General features: G+C 61.8%; 23 protein-coding genes and 2 pseudogenes. 16 read left to right on the plus strand and 9 right to left on the minus strand.

What is annotated here, in order from left to right; all coding sequences use genetic code 11:
* Positions 1 to 122 precede the first annotated feature (122 nt).
* A complete protein-coding gene (locus ACQB61_RS05760) occupies positions 123 to 1,526 on the minus strand; it encodes a PLP-dependent aminotransferase family protein (protein WP_430514304.1) in 1,404 nt (467 codons plus the stop codon).
* Between the two features lie 412 nt (positions 1,527 to 1,938).
* Between ACQB61_RS05760 and ACQB61_RS05765 the strand changes: the two genes are divergently transcribed.
* From ACQB61_RS05765 to ACQB61_RS05820, 12 genes are all read left to right on the plus strand, one after another.
* Positions 1,939 to 2,421 (plus strand): MSMEG_0572/Sll0783 family nitrogen starvation response protein, encoded by a 483-nt coding sequence (locus ACQB61_RS05765; RefSeq protein ID WP_430511850.1) that lies wholly within the window; start codon positions 1,939 to 1,941, stop codon positions 2,419 to 2,421.
* 111 nt (positions 2,422 to 2,532) lie between these two features.
* Positions 2,533 to 3,597, plus strand: coding sequence for a Nit6803 family nitrilase (locus ACQB61_RS05770; protein ID WP_430511851.1), 1,065 nt, complete (start codon positions 2,533 to 2,535; stop codon positions 3,595 to 3,597).
* A complete protein-coding gene (locus tag ACQB61_RS05775) occupies positions 3,527 to 4,642 on the plus strand; it encodes an MSMEG_0568 family radical SAM protein (RefSeq protein ID WP_430514305.1) in 1,116 nt (371 codons plus the stop codon). The genes ACQB61_RS05770 and ACQB61_RS05775 overlap by 71 nt, the downstream gene beginning before the upstream one ends.
* Positions 4,639 to 5,181 carry an MSMEG_0567/Sll0786 family nitrogen starvation N-acetyltransferase gene (locus ACQB61_RS05780; protein ID WP_430511852.1) on the plus strand — a complete coding sequence of 181 codons (543 nt, stop codon included), beginning with the start codon at positions 4,639 to 4,641 and terminating at the stop codon, positions 5,179 to 5,181. The genes ACQB61_RS05775 and ACQB61_RS05780 overlap by 4 nt, the downstream gene beginning before the upstream one ends.
* A 14-nt stretch (positions 5,182 to 5,195) precedes the next feature.
* Entirely contained in the window at positions 5,196 to 6,170 is a 975-nt protein-coding gene (locus tag ACQB61_RS05785; protein ID WP_430514306.1) for a sll0787 family AIR synthase-like protein, read from the plus strand.
* A complete protein-coding gene (locus ACQB61_RS05790; protein ID WP_430511853.1) occupies positions 6,167 to 7,336 on the plus strand; it encodes an MSMEG_0565 family glycosyltransferase in 1,170 nt (389 codons plus the stop codon). Before ACQB61_RS05785 ends, ACQB61_RS05790 begins: the two co-directional genes overlap by 4 nt.
* On the plus strand, positions 7,329 to 7,613 hold the full coding sequence (locus ACQB61_RS05795) for an MSMEG_0570 family nitrogen starvation response protein (RefSeq protein ID WP_430511854.1): 285 nt from the start codon (positions 7,329 to 7,331) through the stop codon (positions 7,611 to 7,613). Before ACQB61_RS05790 ends, ACQB61_RS05795 begins: the two co-directional genes overlap by 8 nt.
* Positions 7,614 to 7,624: 11 nt before the next feature.
* Positions 7,625 to 8,962: an MSMEG_0569 family flavin-dependent oxidoreductase gene (locus ACQB61_RS05800; protein WP_430511855.1), complete on the plus strand. Its 1,338-nt coding sequence runs from the start codon at positions 7,625 to 7,627 to the stop codon at positions 8,960 to 8,962.
* A 103-nt stretch (positions 8,963 to 9,065) separates the two neighbouring features.
* On the plus strand, positions 9,066 to 9,866 hold the full coding sequence (locus ACQB61_RS05805; protein WP_430511856.1) for a Pnap_2097 family protein: 801 nt from the start codon (positions 9,066 to 9,068) through the stop codon (positions 9,864 to 9,866).
* Positions 9,867 to 10,038: 172 nt separating this feature from the next.
* Positions 10,039 to 11,691, plus strand: coding sequence for a Na/Pi cotransporter family protein (locus tag ACQB61_RS05810; protein ID WP_430511857.1), 1,653 nt, complete (start codon positions 10,039 to 10,041; stop codon positions 11,689 to 11,691).
* A 178-nt stretch (positions 11,692 to 11,869) separates the two neighbouring features.
* On the plus strand, positions 11,870 to 12,517 hold the full coding sequence (locus ACQB61_RS05815) for a cache domain-containing protein (RefSeq protein WP_430511858.1): 648 nt from the start codon (positions 11,870 to 11,872) through the stop codon (positions 12,515 to 12,517).
* A gap of 8 nt (positions 12,518 to 12,525) precedes the next feature.
* Positions 12,526 to 13,962, plus strand: coding sequence for a putative bifunctional diguanylate cyclase/phosphodiesterase (locus ACQB61_RS05820; RefSeq protein WP_430511859.1), 1,437 nt, complete (start codon positions 12,526 to 12,528; stop codon positions 13,960 to 13,962).
* A 21-nt stretch (positions 13,963 to 13,983) separates the two neighbouring features.
* On the opposite strand, the pseudogene ACQB61_RS05825 reads toward ACQB61_RS05820, so the two are convergent.
* The 3 genes and pseudogenes from ACQB61_RS05825 to ACQB61_RS05835 all read right to left on the minus strand — a co-directional run.
* Positions 13,984 to 14,984 (minus strand): annotated as a pseudogene (locus tag ACQB61_RS05825) (P1 family peptidase).
* Positions 14,985 to 15,000: 16 nt separating this feature from the next.
* Positions 15,001 to 15,336, minus strand: a complete 336-nt coding sequence (locus tag ACQB61_RS05830; RefSeq protein WP_430511860.1) for a glutathione binding-like protein — start codon at positions 15,334 to 15,336, stop codon at positions 15,001 to 15,003.
* A 122-nt stretch (positions 15,337 to 15,458) separates the two neighbouring features.
* Positions 15,459 to 15,632, minus strand: a pseudogene (locus tag ACQB61_RS05835) (glutathione S-transferase N-terminal domain-containing protein); the annotation flags it as partial.
* 210 nt (positions 15,633 to 15,842) lie between these two features.
* Between ACQB61_RS05835 and ACQB61_RS05840 the strand changes: the two are divergent.
* Together ACQB61_RS05840 and ACQB61_RS05845 are read left to right on the plus strand one after the other, a co-directional pair.
* Positions 15,843 to 17,006, plus strand: a complete 1,164-nt coding sequence (locus ACQB61_RS05840; RefSeq protein WP_430511861.1) for a branched-chain amino acid ABC transporter substrate-binding protein — start codon at positions 15,843 to 15,845, stop codon at positions 17,004 to 17,006.
* 58 nt (positions 17,007 to 17,064) lie between these two features.
* Complete coding sequence (locus ACQB61_RS05845) at positions 17,065 to 17,598, plus strand: L,D-transpeptidase (protein ID WP_430511862.1); 534 nt, start codon at positions 17,065 to 17,067, stop codon at positions 17,596 to 17,598.
* Between the two features lie 7 nt (positions 17,599 to 17,605).
* Here ACQB61_RS05845 and ACQB61_RS05850 read toward each other — a convergent pair whose 3' ends face one another.
* The 4 genes from ACQB61_RS05850 to ACQB61_RS05865 form a co-directional block, all read right to left on the minus strand.
* A complete protein-coding gene (locus tag ACQB61_RS05850) occupies positions 17,606 to 18,007 on the minus strand; it encodes a DUF2000 domain-containing protein (protein ID WP_430511863.1) in 402 nt (133 codons plus the stop codon).
* 92 nt (positions 18,008 to 18,099) lie between these two features.
* Positions 18,100 to 18,906, minus strand: a complete 807-nt coding sequence (locus tag ACQB61_RS05855; RefSeq protein WP_430511864.1) for an AraC family transcriptional regulator — start codon at positions 18,904 to 18,906, stop codon at positions 18,100 to 18,102.
* Positions 18,906 to 20,159 (minus strand): vWA domain-containing protein, encoded by a 1,254-nt coding sequence (locus tag ACQB61_RS05860; RefSeq protein ID WP_430511865.1) that lies wholly within the window; start codon positions 20,157 to 20,159, stop codon positions 18,906 to 18,908. The genes ACQB61_RS05855 and ACQB61_RS05860 overlap by 1 nt, the downstream gene beginning before the upstream one ends.
* Positions 20,160 to 20,169: 10 nt before the next feature.
* Complete coding sequence (locus ACQB61_RS05865; protein ID WP_430511866.1) at positions 20,170 to 21,117, minus strand: AAA family ATPase; 948 nt, start codon at positions 21,115 to 21,117, stop codon at positions 20,170 to 20,172.
* 265 nt (positions 21,118 to 21,382) lie between these two features.
* Here ACQB61_RS05865 and ACQB61_RS05870 point away from each other — a divergent pair, with 265 nt between their 5' ends.
* Positions 21,383 to 21,757 (plus strand): c-type cytochrome, encoded by a 375-nt coding sequence (locus ACQB61_RS05870; protein WP_430511867.1) that lies wholly within the window; start codon positions 21,383 to 21,385, stop codon positions 21,755 to 21,757.
* A 111-nt stretch (positions 21,758 to 21,868) separates the two neighbouring features.
* Positions 21,869 to 22,132: an usg protein gene (locus ACQB61_RS05875; RefSeq protein ID WP_430511868.1), complete on the plus strand. Its 264-nt coding sequence runs from the start codon at positions 21,869 to 21,871 to the stop codon at positions 22,130 to 22,132.
* Between the two features lie 80 nt (positions 22,133 to 22,212).
* Here ACQB61_RS05875 and ACQB61_RS05880 read toward each other — a convergent pair whose 3' ends face one another.
* On the minus strand, positions 22,213 to 22,551 hold the full coding sequence (locus ACQB61_RS05880) for an NHLP leader peptide family natural product precursor (RefSeq protein ID WP_430511869.1): 339 nt from the start codon (positions 22,549 to 22,551) through the stop codon (positions 22,213 to 22,215).
* Between the last annotated feature and the right edge of the window lie 173 nt (positions 22,552 to 22,724).

Here is a 22,724-nt window from a genome sequence, read left to right on the forward strand (position 1 = left end):
CTGGCGGGCCACCCGCTTTGCTAGGCACAGCATTATCCGGTTGCACTACGCCAGCATGTGTCAGGTTCGCTCCGAACCTGACACATGCTGGTTTTCCCTGTCTCCGGTTCTCCTGCCAGATTCTAGAAGAAGGAACCGGCCATTTCAGGCGTGCCCTCCAGTGCATGGGCCATGAACTCGACGCTGTGGCGTAGTTTTTCACGGGTGATGGGGCCACAGATGCACACACGCACAGTTTCGCTGGCCTGGCTGTCCACGGTGAAGGCATCACTTGCGACAATGCCGAGACCGGAATTGCGCATATGGGCGGCAAAACCGGACCGGGTCCATCCTTCGGTCAGCGGCAGCCAGATGTTGAAGCTGATCGGATCGGCGCTGTAGCTGCCGGGCGGCAGATGCTCTGCGACAATTCTCTGACGCGCACTGGTTTCGCTGCGGATGAAGCGCAGGATCATGTCTGCTGTGCCGTCCTCGATCCAGCGGGTCGCCAGCGCCATGTTCAGCGGTGAGGCCATGACCGAGTTGGCGCGCATGGCAGCGGCAAAGGGCCAGGCTGATTTGGTGTCTGGGGCGGCGACGAAGGCAAGGCGCAGGCCTGCGCCGATACATTTTGCCAATCCCCCGATGTGCCATGTCAGGTCAGGGGCCATCGAGGCCAGTGGCGGCGGCGCATGCAGTGGAATGAAGCCATAGGCATCGTCTTCAATAATGGGAAGACGGAACTTGCGGGCAACCGCGCAGATTTCCTCCCGGCGCTGTACGGGAATGGTCAGCGTTGTCGGATTGTGCAGCGTAGGGTTCAGATAGAGGGCCTTGGGCGAGCGGGTGGCGCAGGCATGGGCCAGAGCGTCCGGCAGGATGCCGTGCTCATCCATCGGCAGGCCGCATATGCTCAGCCGCAGCTGGGCTGCGATCGAGCGGATGCCAGGGTAGGTGATATTCTCCGACAGGATAACCTGACCGGGTTTGGCCAGCAGGGTCAGGATGGTCAGCAGGGCGGGATGGGCGCCGGGGGTTACGAAGATGCGCTCCTGCGAAGGCACCAGAGCCCGCCGTCCCAGCCAGGCGGCTGCAGCGTCCTTGTCAATCTCCGAGCCGCCAAAGCTCTGATAGCGCAGCAGCGGCACCATGGATGACGCGACGGCGCAAAGCCCTTCACGCATGCGCTCGACCAGTTCTGGATCATCCGGGTCGGGCGGCATGTTCATCGAATAGTCGGCCGCAGACAGCCGCCTGGCGTCCGGTGCCGCGTCCAGGGCAAATCCTCGGCGTTCCCGGTCTTGACCGCCCGTCACAAAGGTGCCGCGTCCCACATGGGTGCCGATCAGGCCGCGCTTCTTGGCTTCCACGTAGCCACGGGCCACGGTGGTGAAATCCACGCCAAGCCGTTTTGCCAGCTCCCGCTGTGCGGGCAGCCGGTCCCCCACCACGAGGATGCCGCTGCGCAGGTCCATTTCGATCAGGTCTGCAATTGCCATGTAGCGCGGGCTGCTGCTGCGCCGCAGATCCGGCGTCCATTCCTTCATGGTGATCCCTTCAATTTGCGGAATGACTGTATATTCATGCAATCAATTCCTGTCACTCCTGTTTCGGGGCTTCTTGGATGACGCAAGTTGCCGCAGGTGCGGAGTCAACAATTAGCTGCGATAGCTGGCATCGGTTTCTACCCCAAAAGCTGCAAAGAGTCCGGCTGCGGCGGTAGAAGTGCGAAAGACTGCATATTGAATGGATCAAAAAAACGCCATTCTGCCGGAATGGCGAGCAGGGAAATGTTTGTATTCTGGGCTTCGGGTTACGATCTGCAGAAAATTGTATGCATAATTGAATGCATATGATGTGAAAATGAATGCTTTATGAGCTGATTCAATTTGGCATGCAGCTTGCAAAATGACTGCTGCCCCGAAGAGGAGGGCAGATATTCAGTCACAGGAGCCTTGGATGCCTGCAGTTACCAAACCCGCCCACGAAGCCGGTGATTTTTTTGTCGACTATGAAGAGAAGGTCTTTGAGGACGTTCAAGCGAAGGAGGGTGAGAAAGCCCTGATCACCTTCCACACGGTGGCCTTTGAGGGGTCGATCGGCCTCGTCAACCTTCTCCAGGCCAAGCGTCTGAAGCGCAAGGGGTTCGAGACCTCCGTTCTGCTGTATGGGCCCGGCGTCACGCTTGGTGTGCAGCGCGGTTTCCCCAAGCTGGGTGATGAAGCTTTCCCCGGTCATCTCAATTTCAATAATCAGATCAATGGTTTCATGGAGGAGGGTGGCAAGGTCTATGCGTGCCGCTTTGCCCTTCAGGCGCTTTATGGCCACGGGGAGCCTTCGCTGATCCCGGGCATCAAGCCGATCAATCCGCTGGATGTGCTGGACCTGATCCTCATCCATCGCCGTGACGGTGCATTCATCCTCGACACCTGGACGCTCTGAGCCTGTTGCGGGGTGCGGGCCAGCCTGCACCCCGGTCTGCGGCCGGCCGGCAGCCCGCTGAAAGGCTCCGCATTCCGCCGCAAATCCAACCAAGAAGCCAAGGAGTTCGCTGTGGCCAAGAAATCAGTCAAGGTGGCTGCCGCCCAGATAGCGCCCGATCTGACCTCACGCGAAAAGACACTCTCCCGGGTGCTGGAGACGATCCGCGAGGCCGCTGGGAAAGGCGTCGAGCTGATTGTTTTTCCAGAAACATTCGTCCCCTGGTATCCTTATTTCTCTTTCGTTCTGCCGCCCGTCCTATCGGGTCAGGAGCATCTGCGCCTCTATGAGGAGGCCGTCACGGTTCCCTCCGGTGCGACCGAGGCCGTTGCGGCCGCCGCCCGTGAGGCCGGCATGGTTGTGGTGCTGGGTGTCAATGAGCGTGACCATGGCTCGCTCTACAATGCGCAGCTGATCTTTGATGCGGATGGCAGCCTTGTTCTGAAACGCCGCAAGATCACTCCGACCTTTCATGAAAGGATGATCTGGGGGCAGGGCGACGGGGCTGGTCTGACGGTGGTTGACACTGCGGCGGGCCGTGTCGGTGCGCTTGCCTGCTGGGAGCATTACAACCCGCTCGCCCGTTACGCCCTGATGGCCCAGCATGAGGAAATCCATGTAGCCCAGTTCCCGGGCTCCATGGTGGGGCCGATCTTCGCCGACCAGATGGAAGTGACAATCCGCCACCACGCGCTGGAAAGCGGTTGTTTCGTTGTCAATGCCACTGGCTGGCTGACGGATGAGCAAGTCCGCTCGATTACCCCTGATGAGCAGCTGCAGAAGGCGCTTCGCGGTGGCTGCATGACCGCAATCATCTCGCCGGAGGGCAAGCATCTTGCCACTCCGTTGACCGAGGGCGAGGGGCTGGTCATCGCCGACCTCGACATGAGCCTCATCCTCAAACGCAAACGGATGATGGATTCGATTGGCCATTACGCGCGGCCCGAACTGCTGTCGCTCTCGCTCGACAACCGCCCGTCAGCCCCTCTGACGGTCACCCAACCCGCCTTTTCCCGAATTTCCACCGAACCGGCAGCCGCCGATACAGGGAGCACCAACGATGGACATGCTGCAACGCCCGCAAGCGACAGAAACCCTGATCAACGAATTGCAGTCCTGCGGAGTGAGGCTGGTTGACCCGAAGGCCGGGCACGAAAGCCGCCGGGGTGGAGCCGGTCCTTCCGACCACAAGGCCATGACGATTGATGGCATGACGGTGATGGTGCCGGTGCACACGGCGGGTGCTTTTGAAAGCCCCTACATGGTGGAAAAGCCGGATGAACAGGGCCGCAGCCGCATCAGCCGTGACGGCGAAGTTCTGGCGGATGTCAGCTTTCCGCTGCGGCCACGCTTTTATGAGCTGAGCACGGCGGATGGCATACCCTATTCCAAGATCGCCGTTCTGCATGGCCGTGACGTTCTGGCAACCACCGTGCTGCAGACCTGCATCCGTTATCAGAGCCGCACGAAGACCTGCCAGTTCTGTTCCATCGGTCAGTCTTTGGCCGCCGGGCGGACCATTGCCCACAAGACACCGCAGCAACTGGCGGAAGTCGCCAAAGCCGCCGTCGAGCTGGACGGTGTCAAGCATATGGTGATGACGACGGGCACGCCGAAGGGAAGTGACCGGGGCGCTGCGGTTCTGGCTGAAAGTGCAAGAGCCATCAAGGCGGCTGTCAATCTGCCGCTGCAGTGCCAGTGCGAGCCACCTGAGGATGATGTCTGGTTCGAGCGCATGCGCGAGGCCGGCATCGATACGCTCGGCATGCATCTGGAGGCGGTCACACCCGAGGTGCGGGCCCGCATCATGCCGGGCAAGGCGCAGGTCCCGGTCTCCAAATACATGAGATCTTTCGAGGCGGCCGTGAAGGTGTTCGGGCGTGGGCAGGTCTCGACCTACATCCTCGCCGGCCTCGGCGACAGCGTGGAGTCCATTCTGGACATTTGCGGGAAACTGACTGCGCTGGGTGTCTATCCCTTCGTTGTCCCCTTCGTGCCGATCTCGGGTACCCCGCTCGAAAGCCACCCGGCGCCATCTGCAGCGTTCATGCATTCAATTCTCCAGCCCCTGGCGGACATGCTGGTGACGAGCGGGCTGAAGTCAGTGGACATCAAGGCTGGTTGCGGCAAATGCGGGGCCTGTTCGGCGCTGTCGACTTATGAACGGAGGCTGACCGCATGATAATCGAGCCGGTTCAGGCCTTCAGGGCCGCTGAATATCAGGTGAAGTTCGCCACTTGCTCGTGGGAGCGGGAACAGGCCCAAGCATTGCGTCAGGCTGTGTTCTGCGAAGAGCAGCGGATCTTTCGCGGCAGTGATCGTGATGCGATTGATGAAACCGCAATTCCCATCGTTGCACTGGCGATGCTGGGCGTGGTGGCTGATGCCGTTGCAGGGACAGTGCGTATCCATGAGGAGCGGCCTGGCGTGTGGTGGGGGTCCCGGCTAGCGGTCCATCCGGATTACCGCAAGGTTGGCGCGCTGGGAGCTGCCCTGATCCGGCTCGCCGTCTCCTCCGCCCATGCCATGGGCGCGCATACGTTTCTTGCCCATGTGCAGGAGCAGAACGGGCTGCTTTTCCGCCGGATGCGCTGGAAGGTGCTGGAGGAGGTGGAGCTTCACGGCAAGGTTCACCTGCGCATGCAGGCGGACCTCGCGCATTATCCGCCCTGCTACACGCCTCAGTCCGGCTTTACGGCTCTGCCGAGAAAGGCAGCGTGAGGATGAAGGCCCAACTGACGCCAGACGAGTTCAGCCAGATCGTCAAGTCCTTGCATTCCAGCCGCGGAATTGCCGCCAAACGGGACATCGCCGTTGCGGCGCAGCAGTTGAATCTTGCTGGCGGTCCCGTGGCTGTTGGCGATGACTGTGCAGCACTCGCCGATGCCGGCGGCTATCTGCTTTTTGCCATCGAAGGCTTCATGAACGAGTTCGTCGCCGGAGACCCCTGGTTTGCGGGCTGGTGCAGCATCATGGTGAACCTGTCTGACATTGCTGCCATGGGTGGCCGGCCGGTTGCTGTGGTGGATGCACTCTGGGCTTCGAATGAGGCCGGTGCCAGTCAGGTTCTGGCGGGCATGAAGGCTGCGTCGGAGGTCTATGGCGTGCCGGTTGTTGGCGGGCATACCAATCTGATGGCAGACCGCGGGCAGCTCGCGGCAGCCGTCCTCGGCCGCGCCAGCAGTCTGCTCACCAGTTTTGATGCAAGGCCGGGAGAGCATCTGGTGGCCGTTGTGGACCATCGTGGCCGCTACCGGGAACCTTTCAACAACTGGGAGGCTGCAACCCTTGCCCCAGGTCAGCGGTTGCGGGCCGATCTTGAACTGTTACCGCAGATCGCCGAGGCAGGCTGGTCGAGGGCTGCCAAGGATATCAGCCAGGGCGGTATCGTCGGCACGGCCATCATGCTGGCGGAATGTTCCGGCGTTGGCATCAGCCTTGACCTTGATGCCATTCCGGTTCCTCCAGGCGTTACGCTCGAGCGCTGGCTCGCCACATTCCCGAGTTTTGGTTTTCTGCTCTCCGTTCCCGGCCAGCATGTGACGGACGTACTCGGCCTGTTTGGCGAGCGCGGCCTGGTGGCGGCGGCGATCGGTGAGGTCAGGCATGGCGCGGACGTCAGCATTCATGCGGCAGCTGGCTCGGCAGTCATCCGCGATTATGCCGCAGAACCGTTGATGCAGTTCAGGCAAGAGGAGGCCGCCCTATGAGCCGCAGCCTGCGCATTGCCATGCTCACTCATTCAACCAACCCGCGCGGCGGTGTGGTTCATGCCATGCATGTGTCTGAGGCTCTTGCTGCTCTTGGGCATCATGTCACGCTGTTTGCCCCCGATGCTTCTGGAAAAGGCTTCTTCCGCCAGTCGAAAGTTCGCGCAGAGGCCTTTGCGGTGCCGCAGGCACCTGCGGGGATGACGGATATGGTGCAACAGCGCATCCGCGACTATACCGCCTTCTTCCGGCAGCGCGGCACGGGCGGCTTTGACCTGTTTCATGCCCATGACGGAATTTCCGGCAATGCTCTGGCAGATATGACCGCCTGCGGCCAGATAGCCGGGTTTCTGCGCACTGTGCATCATCTTGACGACTTCGCCGATCCAAGGCTGATGTCGCTGCAGTCCCGGTCCATCGAGGCGGCAGATGCGCTTTTTACCGTCAGCCAGCATTGGACGGACGATCTGGACCGCCGGGGGCTCCGTGCCACCTGCACCGGCAATGGTGTCGATTGCCAGCGGTTCAGACCGGGGAAGGCGGCTGATGAGGGTGTCGAGCTTGCTGCCAGGCTCGGGCTGTCCGGGGGCGGACCGGTCTTTCTTGCTATCGGTGGCGTGGAAGCGCGCAAGAACACGCTCAACATCCTTCTGGCCTTTGCCGAAGCGCGGGCCGTTCTGCCATCGGCCCGGCTGGTAATTGCCGGCGGCGTTTCCCTGCTCGACCATCATGATTATCAATCTGCCTTCAAAGCGGCACTGGCAGCCCGACCGGAGCTTTCAGGTTCAGTCCACATGATCGGCGCCGTTGCAGACGAGGACATGCCGCAGCTTTACCGGATTGCAGATGCTCTGGTTTTTGCCTCGGTCAAAGAGGGCTTCGGCCTTACCGTCCTGGAAGCAATGGCCAGCGGGCTCCCCGTGGTCCTGTCTTCCATTTCGCCTTTCACAGAATACGTGCCGGAAGTGGCCGCACTCTGGTGCGATCCGTCCAACCCGTCCTCCATTGCCGGGGCCATGCTCACCGCCCTTCGCCCGGAAGTGGCCGCGCATTGTACCGCTGCTGGCTTCACCGTTGCCGCTGCACATGACTGGCACAGGGCTGCTGCCGCCCATGTGCCGGTCTATCTGGCATCACTCAAAGACAGGGAGCCCGCAAATGCCTGAAATGCGCTTCGTCGTCGTTTGGCCGGATGGTTCTAAGGAGGAGTGTTATTCGCCCTCTCTCGTCATCCGCGATTTCTTCGAGGAGGGGCAGACCTATCCGCTCAGTGAGTTTCTGTCCCGCAGCCGTGAGGCGCTGACCCTTGCCAGCGACAGGGTCAGGCTCCGCTACGGGTTTCCCTGCTCGCTGGCGCTGGGGCAGATCGCCCGTATCGAACAACGAGCCGCTCTCTTCAACGTCCCGGCCGCACATGTTGCGGTCAAGCATTTCATTTTTTGAGAGGTCCAGTCATGAGCAACCCATCCCTGCAAAGCCACTACAATGCCGTGATCGTCGGAGGCGGGCAGGCTGGCCTGTCCGCCAGTTATTACCTGTCCCGCGCCGGTGTCGATCATGCCGTCTTTGAGCGTAAAACGGCTGCCCACAAGTGGCAGGACGAGCGCTGGGATGCCTTCTGTCTGGTGACCCCCAACTATCAGTGCCTGCTGCCGGACCATCCCTACGACGGGCCAAATCCGGGAGGCTTCATGGTCAAGGAAGAGATCCTCGACTATCTGGAACGCTTCAAGGCCAAGGTGAATGCCCCGATCTTCGAGCATACCGGCGTATCTCTCGTCGAGCAGACACCTTCCGGCTTCCGCATCGAGACGAGCAAGGGTGTGGTCACCGCCGACGCGGTGATCCTCGCGACCAGCCTCTATGCTGACCGCTTCATCCCGCGCGCGGCGGAACGCCTGCCGGATCACATCCTTCAGATTCATACGGCTGATTACCGCAATCCGGAGAGTCTGCCTGAAGGCGGTGTGATGGTGGTTGGCTCAGGCCAGTCGGGTTGCCAGATCGCAGAAGACCTGCATCTGGCCGGCCGTCAGGTGCATTTGGTGACGGGCAATGCGCCCCGTTGTGCCCGGTTCTACCGGGGACGCGATGTGGTCGATTGGCTGACAGACATCGGACAATACGAGATTAGCGTCGAACATGATGGGATGACGAAGAAGAAGCATGACACGAACCACTATCTGACCGGCCGGGACGGCGGGCGCGATATCGATCTGCGGAAATTTGCCCTGGAAGGCATGAAGCTCTATGGCCGCTTCGAAACGGCGAAAGGGGCAAAGATGCAGTTCCGGCAGAACCTGCGCCAGAACCTCGACGAGGCAGACAGGGTCTATAATGGCATCAACGCTCTGATCGATCAGCACATTGCCCGCAACAACATCACCGCCCCGCCAGCCAGTGTCTATGTTCCGTTGTGGGAACCGGATCAGGAGGTGACGGAGCTTGATCTGGATGCTGCAGGCATTACCAGCATCATCTGGGCCACGGGCTTTACGCCGGACTGGTCCTATGCCGCAGTCCCCATCTTTGACGGGACCGGCTATCCGGTCCAGCGGCGCGGTGTCACCGGAGTGCCCGGGGTTTACGTGCTTGGATTGCCCTGGCTTTGGACTTGGGGATCAGGCCGTTTCCTCAGCATCGCGCAGGATGCCGATTACGTGGCAGGCCAGCTCACGAGGTTCCTGATGACGAGGGGCTTCACGAAGCTGCGCCACGTGCTGCACAGGCTGGAGGCCGGGGTCTTTGACAGTCTTTTCCTTGCAGACGGTCCGGGCTGCGCTGCCAGGTGAGGCTGATAGCATGGCTGGCGGAATGGCCGGGAGCAGCATTGCTTCCGGCCTGTCCCAACCTTCATTGCTGGACAGGGGGCTGTGTCCGGAGATCCTCCTGGGCATGCCGCATCTCACGCCCTTCGGTCTTTCGCGCACATGGCTTTTGAAGGAGCTGGCGCATCGCCACTGGCTGATGCTTGGGCGTCATCTTGGTATGGACAATGCTGATTTCCGGACGCCGGACGGGCAGGAGGCCTATGCGGCTATTTCGGCCCTGAGCTGCAATGTCCGGTTTTCGCAGGCAAGGGCCAACTCGGTCCTGTCGATCGAAGCAAGCCTCTATCCGGTCTCTCATGCCAGATGTGAAAGCCTCTTCACTCTGTATGTGGACGGTGTGGCTGCAGGAGCCGTGGTTCTGCAGTCGGCATTCGTTGCGCGCTCCTCCGGGACAAACCGCTCGGTGCGGCGGTCTCTGATCCGCAACGCGCATGTCAGCGGCCCTGTCAGGTCCAGCCGCCTTGCCGGTGCAGTCGGTTTGTTGCGGACACTCGACGCTGCCGCACTGCACTGCCGGAATGAGACCCTGTTTCAGCCATGCCCCCTGGAGGAGTTCAACGGTGCAGGGCTCTTCTATTTCGCCGAGTTTCTGGCAGTGACCGGCCGGGCCTTCTGGCAGTGGGAGGGGGCAGAGGCTGCGGCTTTGCGCCTTGAGCGGCCGCATACGGTGCTGTTCACGGGCAACATCGAGCAAGGAGAAACCTTGAGCATCCGTCTGTGTTCGGGGCAGGACACGGAGCCGGTGAGCCTTTGCACTGTCGGGCGTATGGATGGTTCCATCATCGCATCCATTCTGTTCGGTGATGACGCTGCCGATGCTGGACAAAGCCGCAAGCCGGTCAGTGATCCTCAAAAACCATCCTGAGTTCCACCGGTCCTGGCAGCGTGGTCCTTACACCTGTCATGCAGCGAAATAGGTGTCTTTGCGGCTGCACGTGCGCTTCCTTTCCGGATATGGCAATGTCGTGCCATTGTAGAACCATGAGGGTTGCCATCATTCGTAGTCAAACGTCTTTCCCTGCGGCCGGACGCCGGTCATGATCGCGCTGCTGCTTGGCGGAACCGGCTTGTTTCTCGCCGGTATGTGGATGATGACCGACGGTCTGAAGCTGGCGGCCGGAAAGGCGCTTGAAGGGCTATTGCGCAGCGCCACCGGGGCGCCCTGGCGCGGCGTTCTTGCTGGCATCGCCGTCACGGCGGTTGTGCAGTCCTCAAGTGCGGTTACTGTGGCCACCATCGGCTTCGTCAACGCCGGTCTTCTGTCGCTGGCCCAGTCGGTCTGGGTCATCTTCGGCACCAACATCGGCACCACGATGACCGGCTGGCTGGTCGCAACGCTCGGCTTCAAGCTGGATATCGTCAGCCTTGCCCTGCCACTGCTGGGGGCAGGGATGATCATCCGTGTTGCGGCGGGCTCTCGTGGCAGGCTGTCGGGGCTGGGGCAGGCGGTGGCCGGGTTCGGTGCTTTTTTCCTCGGCATCGGTTTCCTGCAGCAGGCTTTTGGTGACGTAACCGTGCCTGCTGCTCTCTCCAGTCTTGCCCAGTCGCCGCTGCTCGGAATTCCGGTTTTCGTGGCCGTGGGCATTGGCCTCACGCTTGTCACCCAGTCCTCCAGCGCGGCCATGGCGCTTGTGCTCACATCAAGTGCGGGGTCTGGATTGCCGTTGTTTCTTGGTGCAGCTGCGGTCATCGGCACCAACATCGGCACCACATCCACTGCCGGATTTGCCGCTCTGTCGGCAACGCCGCCTGCGCGCCGGGTGGCTGCCGCTCACATTGCTTTCAATGGCCTGACAGCTTGCGCTGCGCTTGCGCTTCTGTCTCCGCTATTGCAATTTTCTCAATGGCTTGCAGCAGAAGTATCAGGAAATGATTCAGGCCCTGCCGATGTGGCCTTGATGCTGGCTGTCTTTCACACCCTGTTCAATTGCATGGGCCTAGTCCTGATCTGGCCCCTGACCGGCAAACTGGTGAACTGGCTGGAGCTGCGGTTCGTCAACGCACAGGAGAAAATTGGCCGTCCGGAGTTTCTGGACCCGACGTTGCTCCTGGTGCCCCAGCTGGCCTTGCGCGGCCTGCTGCTGGAGACAGAGCGGCTGTCGGGCATCACGCATGTCTTTGCATGCGACTGTCTGGCTGAACCGCGTGTGGCCACTGGCGAGCTTGAAGCGCGCCTGAGCGGCAGTCTTTCGCTCGGCCGGGCCATCCGCAGCTTCATCGAACACATGAACAAGGACGCGCTGCCGCAGGCTGTGTCCGAGGCTATTCCCGATGTCATCCGCGGGGTGCAGCATCTGGAAGAAGTTGCGCAATTCTCGGCTGCGGCCCTCTCCGCTGCCGCATATGAGCCGGAAGGGGAGAACCGTCAGGACGTGGAACGCATGCGCCAGTCTGCCCTGAAAGCGCTGACCGCAGGGCAACCTTCCCGGGAGAGCGTGGTCCCGCCTGAAGTGCTTGAAGATGCGATGACTGAAACCGAGACACTTTACCAGTTGACGAAAGCTTCTCTCCTGTCCCGCGCAAGCCTGGCTGGTGAACATGTCGATACGATCGAACGCAGTCTCTTGCGGATTCAACAAATGCGACGCTGCGTCCGGGCTTCCTGGAAGGCGCACCGGCGCCTGGACCGCTGGCTTCTGAGTTTGAAACAGGATGGCGTTCAGAAGGCTGTAAGGGATTCTGTAGATTAGCGGCGTATTTGCACTCGCAGCTTCTGATTTATGTCTTTTGGGTGACCTTGCGTTTGGTTCTTATGGATCTTCGGAGTTGATATTGCTTTGTAGGATCCATACTTAGTTTTTTCTGTATTAATTCGAGTTTAATTCCTTTGATTCAGTGTGCCTCCAAAGAATTTCGTAGGGTTGATAAATGAACCTCGGACAGTGGAGTGTCAGGAACAAGGTTCTTTTGCCTGTCTGGATCATGGCTGCCTTCATCGTTCTCGTTGTGACCACCAATCTGGCCATCCTGCGGGGCGAATTGGAGCGCGGCCACGTGGAAAAGGTGCGCGCGCTCGTCGAATCGGCCCGCTCCATTGCGGAGGAAAGCTACCGCCTGGCGCAGAATGGGACGTTGAGCGAAGCTGCTGCCAAGGAAAAGGCACGCGATGCCATCCGGGCGATGATCTTCAATGACGGTGCGCGCGTCTTCGTCTTTGATTTGGCTGGAAACCGGGTGGTCAGCAATACAGTGGCCGAGGAAGGCACCAATGCCTGGGGCTCCCGCCAAACCCAGGAAATGATCCGTAACGGCCTGAACGGGGGCGGCGTTACCTATTACAAGGGCGCAAGGACACTTGATGGGGTTACGACCCGCGGCAGGCCCAAGGTCGCCTGGTCGGAGCATTTTGCCCCGTGGGGATGGGTAATTTCCTCTGCGGTCTACCTGGATGACGTGAACACCTCCTTCTGGAACCACCTGACGCGCTTCGCCTTGATCTTCGGGGCGGCCGGGGGCTCCTGCTGCTCTGGGTCAATGCCATCGTCGGCAGTATCACCGGACCGGTTCTGCGATTGACGGCCAACATGAAGCAGCTGGCGGATGGTGACCCGCATGTGACCGTCGAGGATACCGGACGCGCCGATGAGATCGGCCAGATGGCGGCGGCGATGCGCACCTTCGTATCCTACGAGCGGGAGCGCCACGCGCTGCACGGAAAGCTGCAGGAGCTGGCCTTCTCCGACAGTTTGACCGGCCTTGCCAACCGTGCCTCCTTTCAGGACCGGTTGCAGTGCGAGCTGGACCGGGCAGCGGCGGATGGCACCCATTGTGCGCTGATCGTGGTTGATCTTGACCGGTTCAAGGCGATCAACGACACCATGGGGCATGCGGCGGGAGATGCGGTTCTCATCCAGACCGCGCGGCGCATTGAGGAGGCATTTGGGGCATGCGCCTTTGTCGGGCGGCTCGCGGGCGACGAGTTCTTCGTGGTTCTGCCCGACCTGCCGGATGTTGATGCTGCAATGGCTCAGGCAAATCAGCTGGTTGAGGCCATGCGCCATCCCTTCATGGTCGAGGATGCGGTGCTTCAGGTGTCTGTCAGCGCAGGTGTGGCAGCAGGCCCTGGCGACAGTGCCAGTGCATCGGCGCTGTTCCGCTTTGCCGATCTTGCCCTTTACGATGCGAAACAGGCCGGCGGCAATTGCGTGCGCGCTTACAGGACGCAGATGGGCGAAACCATAGAGAAGCGGTTCAAGCTTGAGACGATGATGAATGGCGGGCTCAAGCGGGGTGAGTTCAAGGCCGCCTTCCAGCTGAAGATGGATATGGCCACTGGCCATCCTGCCGGAGCAGAGGCGCTGTGCCGGTGGGTTCATCCGCGCCTTGGCAGTATCAGCCCTGCCGAGTTCATACCGGTGGCCGAGGAGACTGGCCAGATCATCGCCATCGGCAATATGATGCTGCATGAAGCTTGCAAGTTTGCGGTCAAGGTCAATCATGCGTCTGAGCGGGTGCTGGTCATCGCGGTCAACGTATCGCCGCGTCAGCTGATGAATGGCGACTTTCTGATCCGCTTGCGTGACTGCCTTGCGGGCACTGGCTGCCAACCGGAATGGCTGGAACTTGAGATCACCGAGAGCCTGCTGCTGGGCGAGGGCGGCGGTGTGCAGGAGACGCTGGAGCAGATAGCGGCCATGGGCATCGGCATTGCCATCGATGATTTCGGCACGGGCTATTCAGCACTCAGCTATTTGCACCGCTTCCCGATTACGGCCCTCAAGATCGACCGCTCCTTCATGAGCGGCATCTGCAGTGATCCGCAGCAGGAAATTCTGGTTCGGACCATTCTGGCTATGGCCCATGGTCTTGGTCTGGAAACGACGGCGGAAGGCATCGAGACCGAGGACGTAGCCCGCAAGCTCGCATCCATGAACTGCCGCTTTGGTCAGGGGTATCTCTGGCACCGCCCGGCACCAGCTGATGAAACCTCCGGCGCCATATGCGGGCTGGAGGTTGCCTGATCCCGGCCAGTCTCGCGGGTGTCATTTTCCCTTGCCGTAACGCTCCTGCCAAGTGGGCAACGTGTCACCCTTTGCCGGGGTGGCATGGTAGATTCCGCGGGCGATGGCGCGGGCGAGGGTGGAGGCGGCTGCAGCTCCCAGATCGATCATGCCTGCCATTGGGTCTTGCAGCCTGTGACGGCCGGTCGAGAGTGCAAAGACAAGATCGCCATCCATCGGCGTATGCGCCGGCCAGAGCGCGCGGGCGAGGCCATCATGCGCCATCACCGCAAGGCGCTTTGCCTCTGCCTTGGTCAGGATGGCGTCAGTGGCGACGATGGCAATCGTGGTATTGGTGCCAGCGCGCAGGGCATCATGCTTGGTGCGCGGCACGGCTGTGTCCGCTGGGAGGGGAGGGGCAGGCCGAGGCCGCCGAATTCATCGCCTTGCTCGAAGGGCGCAGCCCAGAAATGCGGACCATCGCCCATGGTGGCACGGCCAAGCGCGTTGACAGCAACCAGCGCCCCGACGGTGGCGCCGCAAGACAGGCGCAGGGAGGCGGAACCAAGGCCGCCCTTGAGGTTGGCCGTTGTGGCGCCGCATCCAGCGCCATGGCTGCCGAGCGCAAAGTCCAGGCTCGCTGCCTCAAGTGCGGCACGGCCGAGCTCCCGGTACGGGGCGTAGTCTCCCCAGTTCTTGTCTCCGCCATTCATCAGGTCAAACAGAATGGCGCCGGGGACGATGGGAACGCGCACCGGGCCGACCTGAAAGCCCCGGCCCATGGCGGCAAGTCCTGCCTGCACACCGGCGCCCGCATCAAGCCCGAAGGCCGATCCACCGGAGAGCACCAGCGCATCGACCTTCTCTACTGTCTGCTCAGGCTCCAGCAGCGCGGTATCACGGGTGCCCGGTGCGCCGCCATGAATGGCAACAGAGGCCACCGCCGGTTCGTCCGGCAGCAGCACCGTCACGCCCGACTTGAGCGTCCAGTCCTCTGCCGATCCAACGCTGAGGCCCGGAACATCCGTGATGAGATTGCGCAAGCTGAGGCCTTTCCTGTTATGTCAGCGGGGTCATGACCGCCTTTTGGTATGCTGGGCGTGCGGTGAGGCGCTGGTACCAAGCGTCGAGATGAGGCAGATCCGGGCGGTCAAACGGCATGGTGAACCAGGCGTAGGCGATGCAGCCGAGCGCCATGTCGCCAAATCCGAGATTGTCACCAGACAGATACGGCGCTTTCGCAAGGGCTGCGTCCGGGACTTTCAGCAATTCAGCGCAAGTGGCAAGGCTCTGGTCAATTTCCGCCTGAACCCGTTCCTCTGGCTTGCGGCGCACGAGATTGATGAAGCCGCCCCGGAAGGGGCGGCCAGTGTGGTTGATGTCCAGTCCAGCCACTTGTCGGCTGCTGCAAAGGCCATCTCGCCTTCACGCGTTCCGATCGCGGGGACAAAAGGCGTCCTGCCATGAGTGCGGGCCAGATAGCGCACGATGGCATTCGACTCCCACAGCACCAGCCCGTCATCCTCCAGACATGGAACCAGTCCGTTGGGGTTCATCGCCAGATAAGCCGGTTCCGTGTTGAGCCCAAAGGCCCCGCCGGCATCGACCCTGTCATAGGTGATCCCGAGTTCTTCCGCACACCACAAGACTTTGCGGACATTGGTGGAATTGATCCGGCCCCAGATTTTCATGTTGTTCCGCTTTCAAGATTGGGCTGCTGTCTGGAACAGGCCCGTTTCCCCCACCTCGGGTATCCTAGAGGGCTTTTCACCCGGTTGAAAAGGGGGCATGGCGGGTCTGCGGTTCCCGGTGGCGTCCGGCGGCAGCCTTGGCTAGGATGCAGGCCGGTAATCAGGCTGGATATTTAGGCGAGGCACGGATTTATGCGGCAGTTCAATACCTTGGCGGCATTTTTTGCAGGGCTGCTGATAGCAGGGGCTGCTGCCGCGCCGGTACATGCCGAGATCCGGATTGCTGTTGCGTCAGCCTTTTCCGGCCAGTTTGCGCCATTGGGGGATCAGATGCTGGCAGGAGCACGGCTGGCCGTTGAAGACATCAATGCCAGCGGTGGTCTGCGCGGGGAAAAGCTGGTGCTGGAGGAAGCCGATGACCGCTGCGATCCGGAGCGCGCTGTGGCGCAGGCCAATCAGCTCACCGGCAAGGGAGTTCAACTGGTCATCGGGCATCTTTGCTCCAGCGCCACGCTGGCGGCTGCGCCCGTCTACGCCGAGGCGGGACGCGTCCAGATCACGGTAGCTTCTGCGCTGCCCCAATTGACAGAGGCTCGTCCGGGGCCAGGTTTTTTCCGGCTTGGCCCGCGTGAGGACGCCACGGCGCCTTTCATTGCGGAGCGTCTCGCCCAGGAGTTTGCGGACAAACGCATCGGCCTCGTCACCGACCGCAGTGCCTATGGCAAGGACTTTGCCACCCGGGTTAAGGCCGCGATGCAGGCGAAGGGTCTTTCTCTCGCGTTGGAGCAGGAGTTTGATGCTGGCACGAGGGACCTAAAGCCGCTCGCCTCGACGCTCAAAGGGGAGCGGCTGGATGTGGTGGTTCTGGGTGCCTATGCTGCAGAGGCGGGGCATCTTTCTGCCGCCTTCAGTGCTTTGGAAATGCAAGTGCCCGTGTTTGCGGGTGACGCGGCCATGGGGATGGAATTGGGAGCCGCCGCTGGTGACGCGGCAAGCCGTGTCGAGGTGGCCTTCATGACTGACCCTGCCGCCATTTCTGAAAGTCCAGCGGGCAAAGCCGCGCAGCGGTTACGGGAAGCCGGAGCCGTGCCGTCACCCTACGCCATTGACGCCTATGCAGCCGTCCAGCTTTTTGCTGCTGCGGCGGATGCATCCGGCAGCTTCGACTTTGCGCCAGTGGCCGCAGCACTCCAGTCCGGCAACTTCGAGACGGTGAGCGGTACCGTCGCTTTCACACCGGAGGGGACAGGCAGGGATCTGGCCTGTCCTGGTACCGCTTGCAGGACGGCCGGTTCCAGCCTTCGGATATGGTGCGTTAACGCTCTTTTAAGAATGATGTCCCCGGCGATGCCGAAGAGGCGCGTCTTGCGCTAGATTTGGCCGGTAGCCGGACCGTTCCGGCTCCCGTTTTGTCTGTGTGTACGGGGACTTCATGCGCCGTCGTGTTCTGTTGATGCGGTCTCTGGCCGCACTGTCAGCCGTTCTTGCTCTGGCGGCTTTCAACCTCGCCTCTCCGGCTCATGCTGGTGGGGCAAGGGTTGCCTTTGCAACGCAGGGCCTTTCACCGGGCACCATCGTCATCCGCAACAGCGAGCGGCGGCTTTATCTGGTGCTGGGGCAGGGGCAGGCGCTGGCCTATCCGGTAGCAGTCGGCAAGAAGGGCAAGGCCTGGACGGGCCGTACCTATGTCACCGGCCGCTATCTCCGCCCGGCCTGGATTGCTCCTGCTGTGGTCAAACGTGATTTCCCGGAGTTGCCGGACAGGATTGAGGGCGGCGCGCCCAACAATCCCATGGGCGTTGCCGCCATGACGCTGGCAGGCGGTGAGTTCGCCATCCACGGCACCAACCGCCCCGGCAGCATCGGCCGTCCGGTGTCCTATGGCTGCATCCGCATGCACAACGAGGATATCGCCGATCTGATTCAGCGGGTCAGCGAAAGAACACCGGTGATCGCCCTGCCGTGAGGCTGGCTCATTTCAGCAGGGGAAGTGCGCCGCACAGGCGGTCCACGGCCTTGCGCGGTCCGGCAACGAGGATTGCCTGCGGCTCGTGATCCTTCAGAGGGGCGGCGGCGATGCGCGCCGTATAATCCGCGTAGTTCCGCGCCTCGAAGGCGGCACGCATATAGGCAAGCCGGACGGGCATGTTCTCTGCGGCAGCAAAGAGGCTGCGAAGTTCCTCTGCGGGAGCCCCGAGAACGGGCACGGCCACCTGAGTGATGCCTTCCAGCATGTGACCATCGTTGTCTGGTGTGGCAGGGCCAATCAGCTCGGGGTGGAGCCGTCCGAGGCTCATGCCCAGAATGGCGGCAAAGTTGGCCTGCAACCCTTTGGGCAGGCCGGTGGACAGGATGACGACGGGCTTCAATGTCATGACAGGGCTCCTTTCGGGGCTGCCATGCCATGCGCGCAGAGCCGTGGTCTTGGACGAAATTGACCTTTCCGCCTGCCTGTGAAGAGCAAGGATCAGTGACGGATGAGACTGCCCGGTGTGATTCCAAGCTGCCGTCGGAACTGGCGGATCATGTGGCTCTGGTCGCAGAAGCCTGCTGCAAGCGCAGCATCTGCCGGTGCCATTCCGCCGAGGATCAGCGCTTGAGCCTGTCGGGTCCGCATGCGCAGGACAAGAGCATGGGGTGTCAGGCCAGTGGCGCGGGAGAAGCTGCGGATTAGATAGGAAGGGGTGAGCCCAGCCAAGGCAGCAAGACCCTCAAGGGAAAGATCATCCCCTGAGGCAACGCCTTCCGCAATCCGTTCCCGCACAAGTCTGACTGCCGCCGGCTCCTCACCGGCAGGCTTGAGGGCCGCGCGGCCGTGGCGGGTGAAGGCAAGGCCGAGCACGGCTTGCATGGCCTCTTCCACGGCAAGCCGCCAGCCGGGGGCCGCCGGTGCATTGAGGCGCTGGGCGAGGCTGCTCAGCGCCTGCGTTAGCTGCAGGCCTTCGTCCCTTGGGGCGACGGTGGCGAAGCCGCGCAGGTCCTTGAGGTCCAGCAGGGCACGCACAGCAGCTTCGCTGGCATAGACCATGTTGTAGCGGACGCTGCCGGCTGCCGCGTGGCCGGTGTGGGGCTCTTCCGGGTTCATCAACGAAAGGGAACCGGCAGGCAGAAGCATCTGCTCGCCCCGGCAGAGATAACCGCCCACTCCCTCGGCAATGGCGCCGATGGCAAAGCCTTCATGGGCGTGACGGCTGAAGGTCTGGGTACTGAAATCGGCTTCGTAAAGTTCAATGCCCTGTAGCCAGCCGAGATGATGATAACGGTTGGCGCGCATCAGCCGCTCGTCTTGCGCAGCCAGTGGCGCGGATCGGTGGAGGGGGCAGATGGTCCGGCACTTTCGCCTGACAGCGTACGCACCAGATCGGCGACCGCATCCAGCGAATGCGCGGCGCGGAACTCGTCCACATGCGGCAGCATGGCCCGGATGCCCTTGGCCTTGGCTTCAAAGCCGTCGAAGCGCAGCAACGGATTGAGCCAGATCAGCCGCCGGCAGGAGCGGTGCAGGCGGGATATCTCCCGTGCCAAATCCTCGTCCGTATCTCGTTCCAGCCCGTCGGTGATCAGCAGAACCGTGGGCCCGCCCGAAAGCACGCGGCGGGACCAGAGGCGGTTGAACTCGTGCAGGGCGGTGGCAATGCGCGTGCCGCCGGACCAGTCGGCCACTCCGGAGGAACAGGCCGCCAGCGCCTCGTCCGGATCTTTCATCCGCAGCTGCCGGGTGACGTTGGTGAGCCGTGTGCCGAACAGGAACGTGTGCACGGCGGGCCGCGTTTCCGTCAGCGCATGCATGAAATGCAGGAGCAGGCGGGAGTACTGGCTCATGGAGCCGGAGATATCGCACAGGGCGATGAGCGGCGGGCGCTTTTCCTGCGGCTTGCGGTGCTTCAGATCGATGATGGCGCCGCCTGTGCGCAATGTGGCGCCCAGCGTGCGGCGCGGGTCGATGCGGCCTCGCGGGGCAGGGGCGAGACGGCGGCGGCGGATCGTGTCCTTCGGCATGGCCATGGCGCGGAGTGCTGCCTTGGCCGTTTCGATCTCGTCAGCGGTCATCTGAGCAAAGTCCCGCGATTGCAGCAGCTCACGGCCGGAGACGGTGAAGCGGGCATCCACCTCCACCTCGGGCTGTTCCTCACGCGGTTCACGCTCGCGGGCGGCCTTGAAGGCCTGGGAGACGCGGGTCTGTCCAGCCTTGGGCTTTTCCGGTGTGCCGCGCGGCGGGGCTACGGGGGAGAGGATGGCCAGCATCTTCTCAATGAGCCCGCGGCTCTGCCAGTAGATGCGGAAAGCCTCGTCAAACAGCACCCGCTGCTCACGCTTGTGAACGAAGACGGCGTGAAGCGTCCAGTAGAAGTCCTCGCGGCTGGCAATGCCGCTCACCTCCACCGCCCGCACTGCGTCAATAATCGAAGCCGGGCCAGCCGGAAGGCCCGCCTTGCGCAAGGTACGGGCGAAATGCACGATATTCGCCACCATGCGGCCATCAAGGCTGGACGCCTGTTCTGCTTGCGGGGCGGCGGGTGTGGTCATCGCACGGGGCTCAGACGTTCGGCATGGCGGCTGTGGTGGATGGCAGAGTGCTGCGGATTTCCTCCACCATCTGACGCAGCTTCGAGCCGCGCACCCGCTCGATGTCATCCTGATACTTCAGCAGGACGCCCAGCGTGTCACTGGCCATGTCCGGGTCCAATGCCAGTTCGTTCAGTTCGGTCAGGGCCGTTGCCCAGTCGAGCGTTTCGGCAACGCCGGGCTGCTTGAACAGATCTTCCGTGGCGCGCAGGCGCTGGACGAAAGCGACGATTTCAGCCGTCAACCGCTCCGGCGCGCCCGGCACCTTGCGCCGCACGATCGCCAGCTCCCGCTCTGCATCCGGGTAATCGACCCAGTGGTAGAGGCAGCGGCGCTTGAGGGCGTCGTGGATCTCGCGGGTGCGGTTGGTGGTGATGATCACTACGGGCGGCTCCTCCGCCCGGATGGTGCCCAGTTCCGGCACGGTCACCTGATTGTCGGCCAGCACCTCCAGCAGGAAGGCCTCGAAGGCCTCGTCGGCACGGTCCAGCTCATCGATCAGAAACACCGGCGGGCCGGAGAGCGAGGGCTCCAGCGCCTGCAGCACCGGGCGCTTGATCAGGAAGCGTTCGCTGAAGATGGAGCGGGAGAGGTCTGCATGATCCGTGTCTCCAGCGGCTTCCGCAATGCGGATCTCCACCATCTGTGCCGCGTAGTTCCATTCATAGACGGCTGAGGCGATGTCCAGGCCTTCGTAGCATTGCAGGCGGATGAGGTTGCGGCCCAGCGTGGAGGCCAGAACCTTGGCGATTTCCGTCTTGCCGACGCCTGCCTCGCCTTCCAGAAACAGCGGCCGCTTCATGCGCAGCGCCAGATGCAGCACGGTTGCCAGATCACGGCCGGCGACATAGCCGCCCTGATCCAGCAGCGCCAGCGTGCCGTCGATACTTTCAGGAAGGGGAGTGCGGGCGGTGGTCATGCAGAAGGGCTCCCGGAACGTGCGGCCCGGCTTACAGGCCGGAGATCTTGTCTTTGTCCCTAACATATAGGCGCCGAAGCCAAGCGACAGCCCCTTTTGCCGTATTTCCGTGCTGACGTGTCATGGCGGGCCATCGGCACCGGAGGCTGAGGGTTTTGACGGACTTGCGAAGCCGATGGGAGGCTGGCACGCAAAAGGAAGGCTGAGGGTGGACGAGATGCGGGGATGCGGCTGCGGACCCGCGGAGACCTTGAGGGAGAGGGACATGACAACGCTTTTTACGCGAGGGCTGCGTGCTGCGGCCGGGGCAGCGATTCTGTTTGCTGCGCCGGGCGTTTGTGCGGTGCAGGCGCAGGGAACACTCGCAGAGGCGGCGCAGGTGGAGCGTGGCAAGATGATCGCCAAAGAGGCCTGCGCAATCTGCCATGCCATTGGCCGCGATGACGCCTCACCCAATGCGGACGCGCCCGCCTTCCGGGATCTCGGACAGCGGTATCCGGTTGAAGATCTGGCAGAAAGCCTCGCAGAAGGCATCGTCACCGGTCATCCGGACATGCCGGAAGTGGCGCTTGAAGCGCAGGATGTTTCGTCCTTCATCGCGTATCTGAAAAGCATTCAGAATACTGGCAGCACTCGCTGATGCTTGCTGCTAACATATTGAAAAATATGGAGAAGATGCATTTTTTAATTGCGCATTAACTTCGCTGGCGCGACACTTTTGCCGTGGTTTCGTCAAGGCATGAGGTGTTCAATGGGCACAAGCGAAGACTTCCGCAAGCAGATGGCAGGCTACGGGCTGCTGACGGCTGAAATCCTCTACAGGATGCCTGATCATCCCGCCCTTCTGCAAAGTTTCCTCTGGCAAACAGAAGACAAGGCTCCGAATTTTCCGGAACTGCGCCGGTTTCTGGCGTTCTGGGAGCGGGAAATTCACGCCTTCATCCACTCGGTGCGTCTGGCGCATCAGGATCTGATCGGCCCGCGTGACGTGCGTTACGCCAAGGGGAGTTTGTGATTCACTAGGGTATCATTCATGCTGGAAGTCCACGGCAGGACACGCCTGCCGTGGAAAAGCTGGCCAGCCGGGGTCAGCCGTCACTTCTTCTTCTTGCCGCAGCCGCCGCCATCCGGATACGGGGGCCCATAGAGGATGAAGGCCGAGAAGCTGACGCCGCCAGAAGCAAAGTCCAGCAGATCGTCAGGCAGTTCGTCCTGCCCGATGGAGCGTGGCAGCACGAGAACCACTTCGCCCGGGGCCTCTTCAACCACGGTGATCTTGTAGGACGGGATCGGGTCATTGCCGATCAGCTCCTTGATGGCTGCATGCGGGTTGCTCTTCAGCAGCTCGCGGAATTCAGCATCAGACGAAGCCCTCAGAAGCAGGTGCTTCTCGATGTGCTGTCGTGCCTGGGTAAGCGGATCAAGTTCAGACATGATGGAAGGACTCCTAGGGTCCAGAGACAGGTACTGCCTGCCGCAGATGGGAAGAAGGCGGGTTTACTTTTGGGGAGGCATGACCTCAGGCCCCATGACCTTAGGCCCATGCTGCCTTCCAGGTACGGGAAGGTTGTGTAACTGCCGCCACCTGAGGCTATGTCGAGGAGCTC

Source organism: Pannonibacter phragmitetus (assembly GCF_050510895.1).
GTDB classification, from domain to species: domain Bacteria; phylum Pseudomonadota; class Alphaproteobacteria; order Rhizobiales; family Stappiaceae; genus Pannonibacter; species Pannonibacter phragmitetus_B.

What these genes read in the sequence shown, in the direction of transcription:
- ACQB61_RS05760 (WP_430514304.1), bottom strand. Translation starts at nt 1,526, where the DNA reads ATGAAGGAATGGACGCCGGATCTGCGGCGCAGCAGCAGCCCGCGCTAC.
- ACQB61_RS05765 (WP_430511850.1), top strand. Translation starts at nt 1,939, where the DNA reads ATGCCTGCAGTTACCAAACCCGCCCACGAAGCCGGTGATTTTTTTGTC.
- ACQB61_RS05775 (WP_430514305.1), top strand. Translation starts at nt 3,527, where the DNA reads ATGCTGCAACGCCCGCAAGCGACAGAAACCCTGATCAACGAATTGCAG.
- ACQB61_RS05780 (WP_430511852.1), top strand. Translation starts at nt 4,639, where the DNA reads ATGATAATCGAGCCGGTTCAGGCCTTCAGGGCCGCTGAATATCAGGTG.
- ACQB61_RS05790 (WP_430511853.1), top strand. Translation starts at nt 6,167, where the DNA reads ATGAGCCGCAGCCTGCGCATTGCCATGCTCACTCATTCAACCAACCCG.
- ACQB61_RS05795 (WP_430511854.1), top strand. Translation starts at nt 7,329, where the DNA reads ATGCCTGAAATGCGCTTCGTCGTCGTTTGGCCGGATGGTTCTAAGGAG.
- ACQB61_RS05800 (WP_430511855.1), top strand. Translation starts at nt 7,625, where the DNA reads ATGAGCAACCCATCCCTGCAAAGCCACTACAATGCCGTGATCGTCGGA.
- ACQB61_RS05805 (WP_430511856.1), top strand. Translation starts at nt 9,066, where the DNA reads ATGCCGCATCTCACGCCCTTCGGTCTTTCGCGCACATGGCTTTTGAAG.
- ACQB61_RS05810 (WP_430511857.1), top strand. Translation starts at nt 10,039, where the DNA reads ATGATCGCGCTGCTGCTTGGCGGAACCGGCTTGTTTCTCGCCGGTATG.
- ACQB61_RS05815 (WP_430511858.1), top strand. Translation starts at nt 11,870, where the DNA reads ATGAACCTCGGACAGTGGAGTGTCAGGAACAAGGTTCTTTTGCCTGTC.
- ACQB61_RS05820 (WP_430511859.1), top strand. Translation starts at nt 12,526, where the DNA reads ATGAAGCAGCTGGCGGATGGTGACCCGCATGTGACCGTCGAGGATACC.
- ACQB61_RS05845 (WP_430511862.1), top strand. Translation starts at nt 17,065, where the DNA reads ATGCGCCGTCGTGTTCTGTTGATGCGGTCTCTGGCCGCACTGTCAGCC.
- ACQB61_RS05850 (WP_430511863.1), bottom strand. Translation starts at nt 18,007, where the DNA reads ATGACATTGAAGCCCGTCGTCATCCTGTCCACCGGCCTGCCCAAAGGG.
- ACQB61_RS05855 (WP_430511864.1), bottom strand. Translation starts at nt 18,906, where the DNA reads ATGCGCGCCAACCGTTATCATCATCTCGGCTGGCTACAGGGCATTGAA.
- ACQB61_RS05860 (WP_430511865.1), bottom strand. Translation starts at nt 20,159, where the DNA reads ATGACCACACCCGCCGCCCCGCAAGCAGAACAGGCGTCCAGCCTTGAT.
- ACQB61_RS05865 (WP_430511866.1), bottom strand. Translation starts at nt 21,117, where the DNA reads ATGACCACCGCCCGCACTCCCCTTCCTGAAAGTATCGACGGCACGCTG.
- ACQB61_RS05870 (WP_430511867.1), top strand. Translation starts at nt 21,383, where the DNA reads ATGACAACGCTTTTTACGCGAGGGCTGCGTGCTGCGGCCGGGGCAGCG.
- ACQB61_RS05875 (WP_430511868.1), top strand. Translation starts at nt 21,869, where the DNA reads ATGGGCACAAGCGAAGACTTCCGCAAGCAGATGGCAGGCTACGGGCTG.
- ACQB61_RS05880 (WP_430511869.1), bottom strand. Translation starts at nt 22,551, where the DNA reads ATGTCTGAACTTGATCCGCTTACCCAGGCACGACAGCACATCGAGAAG.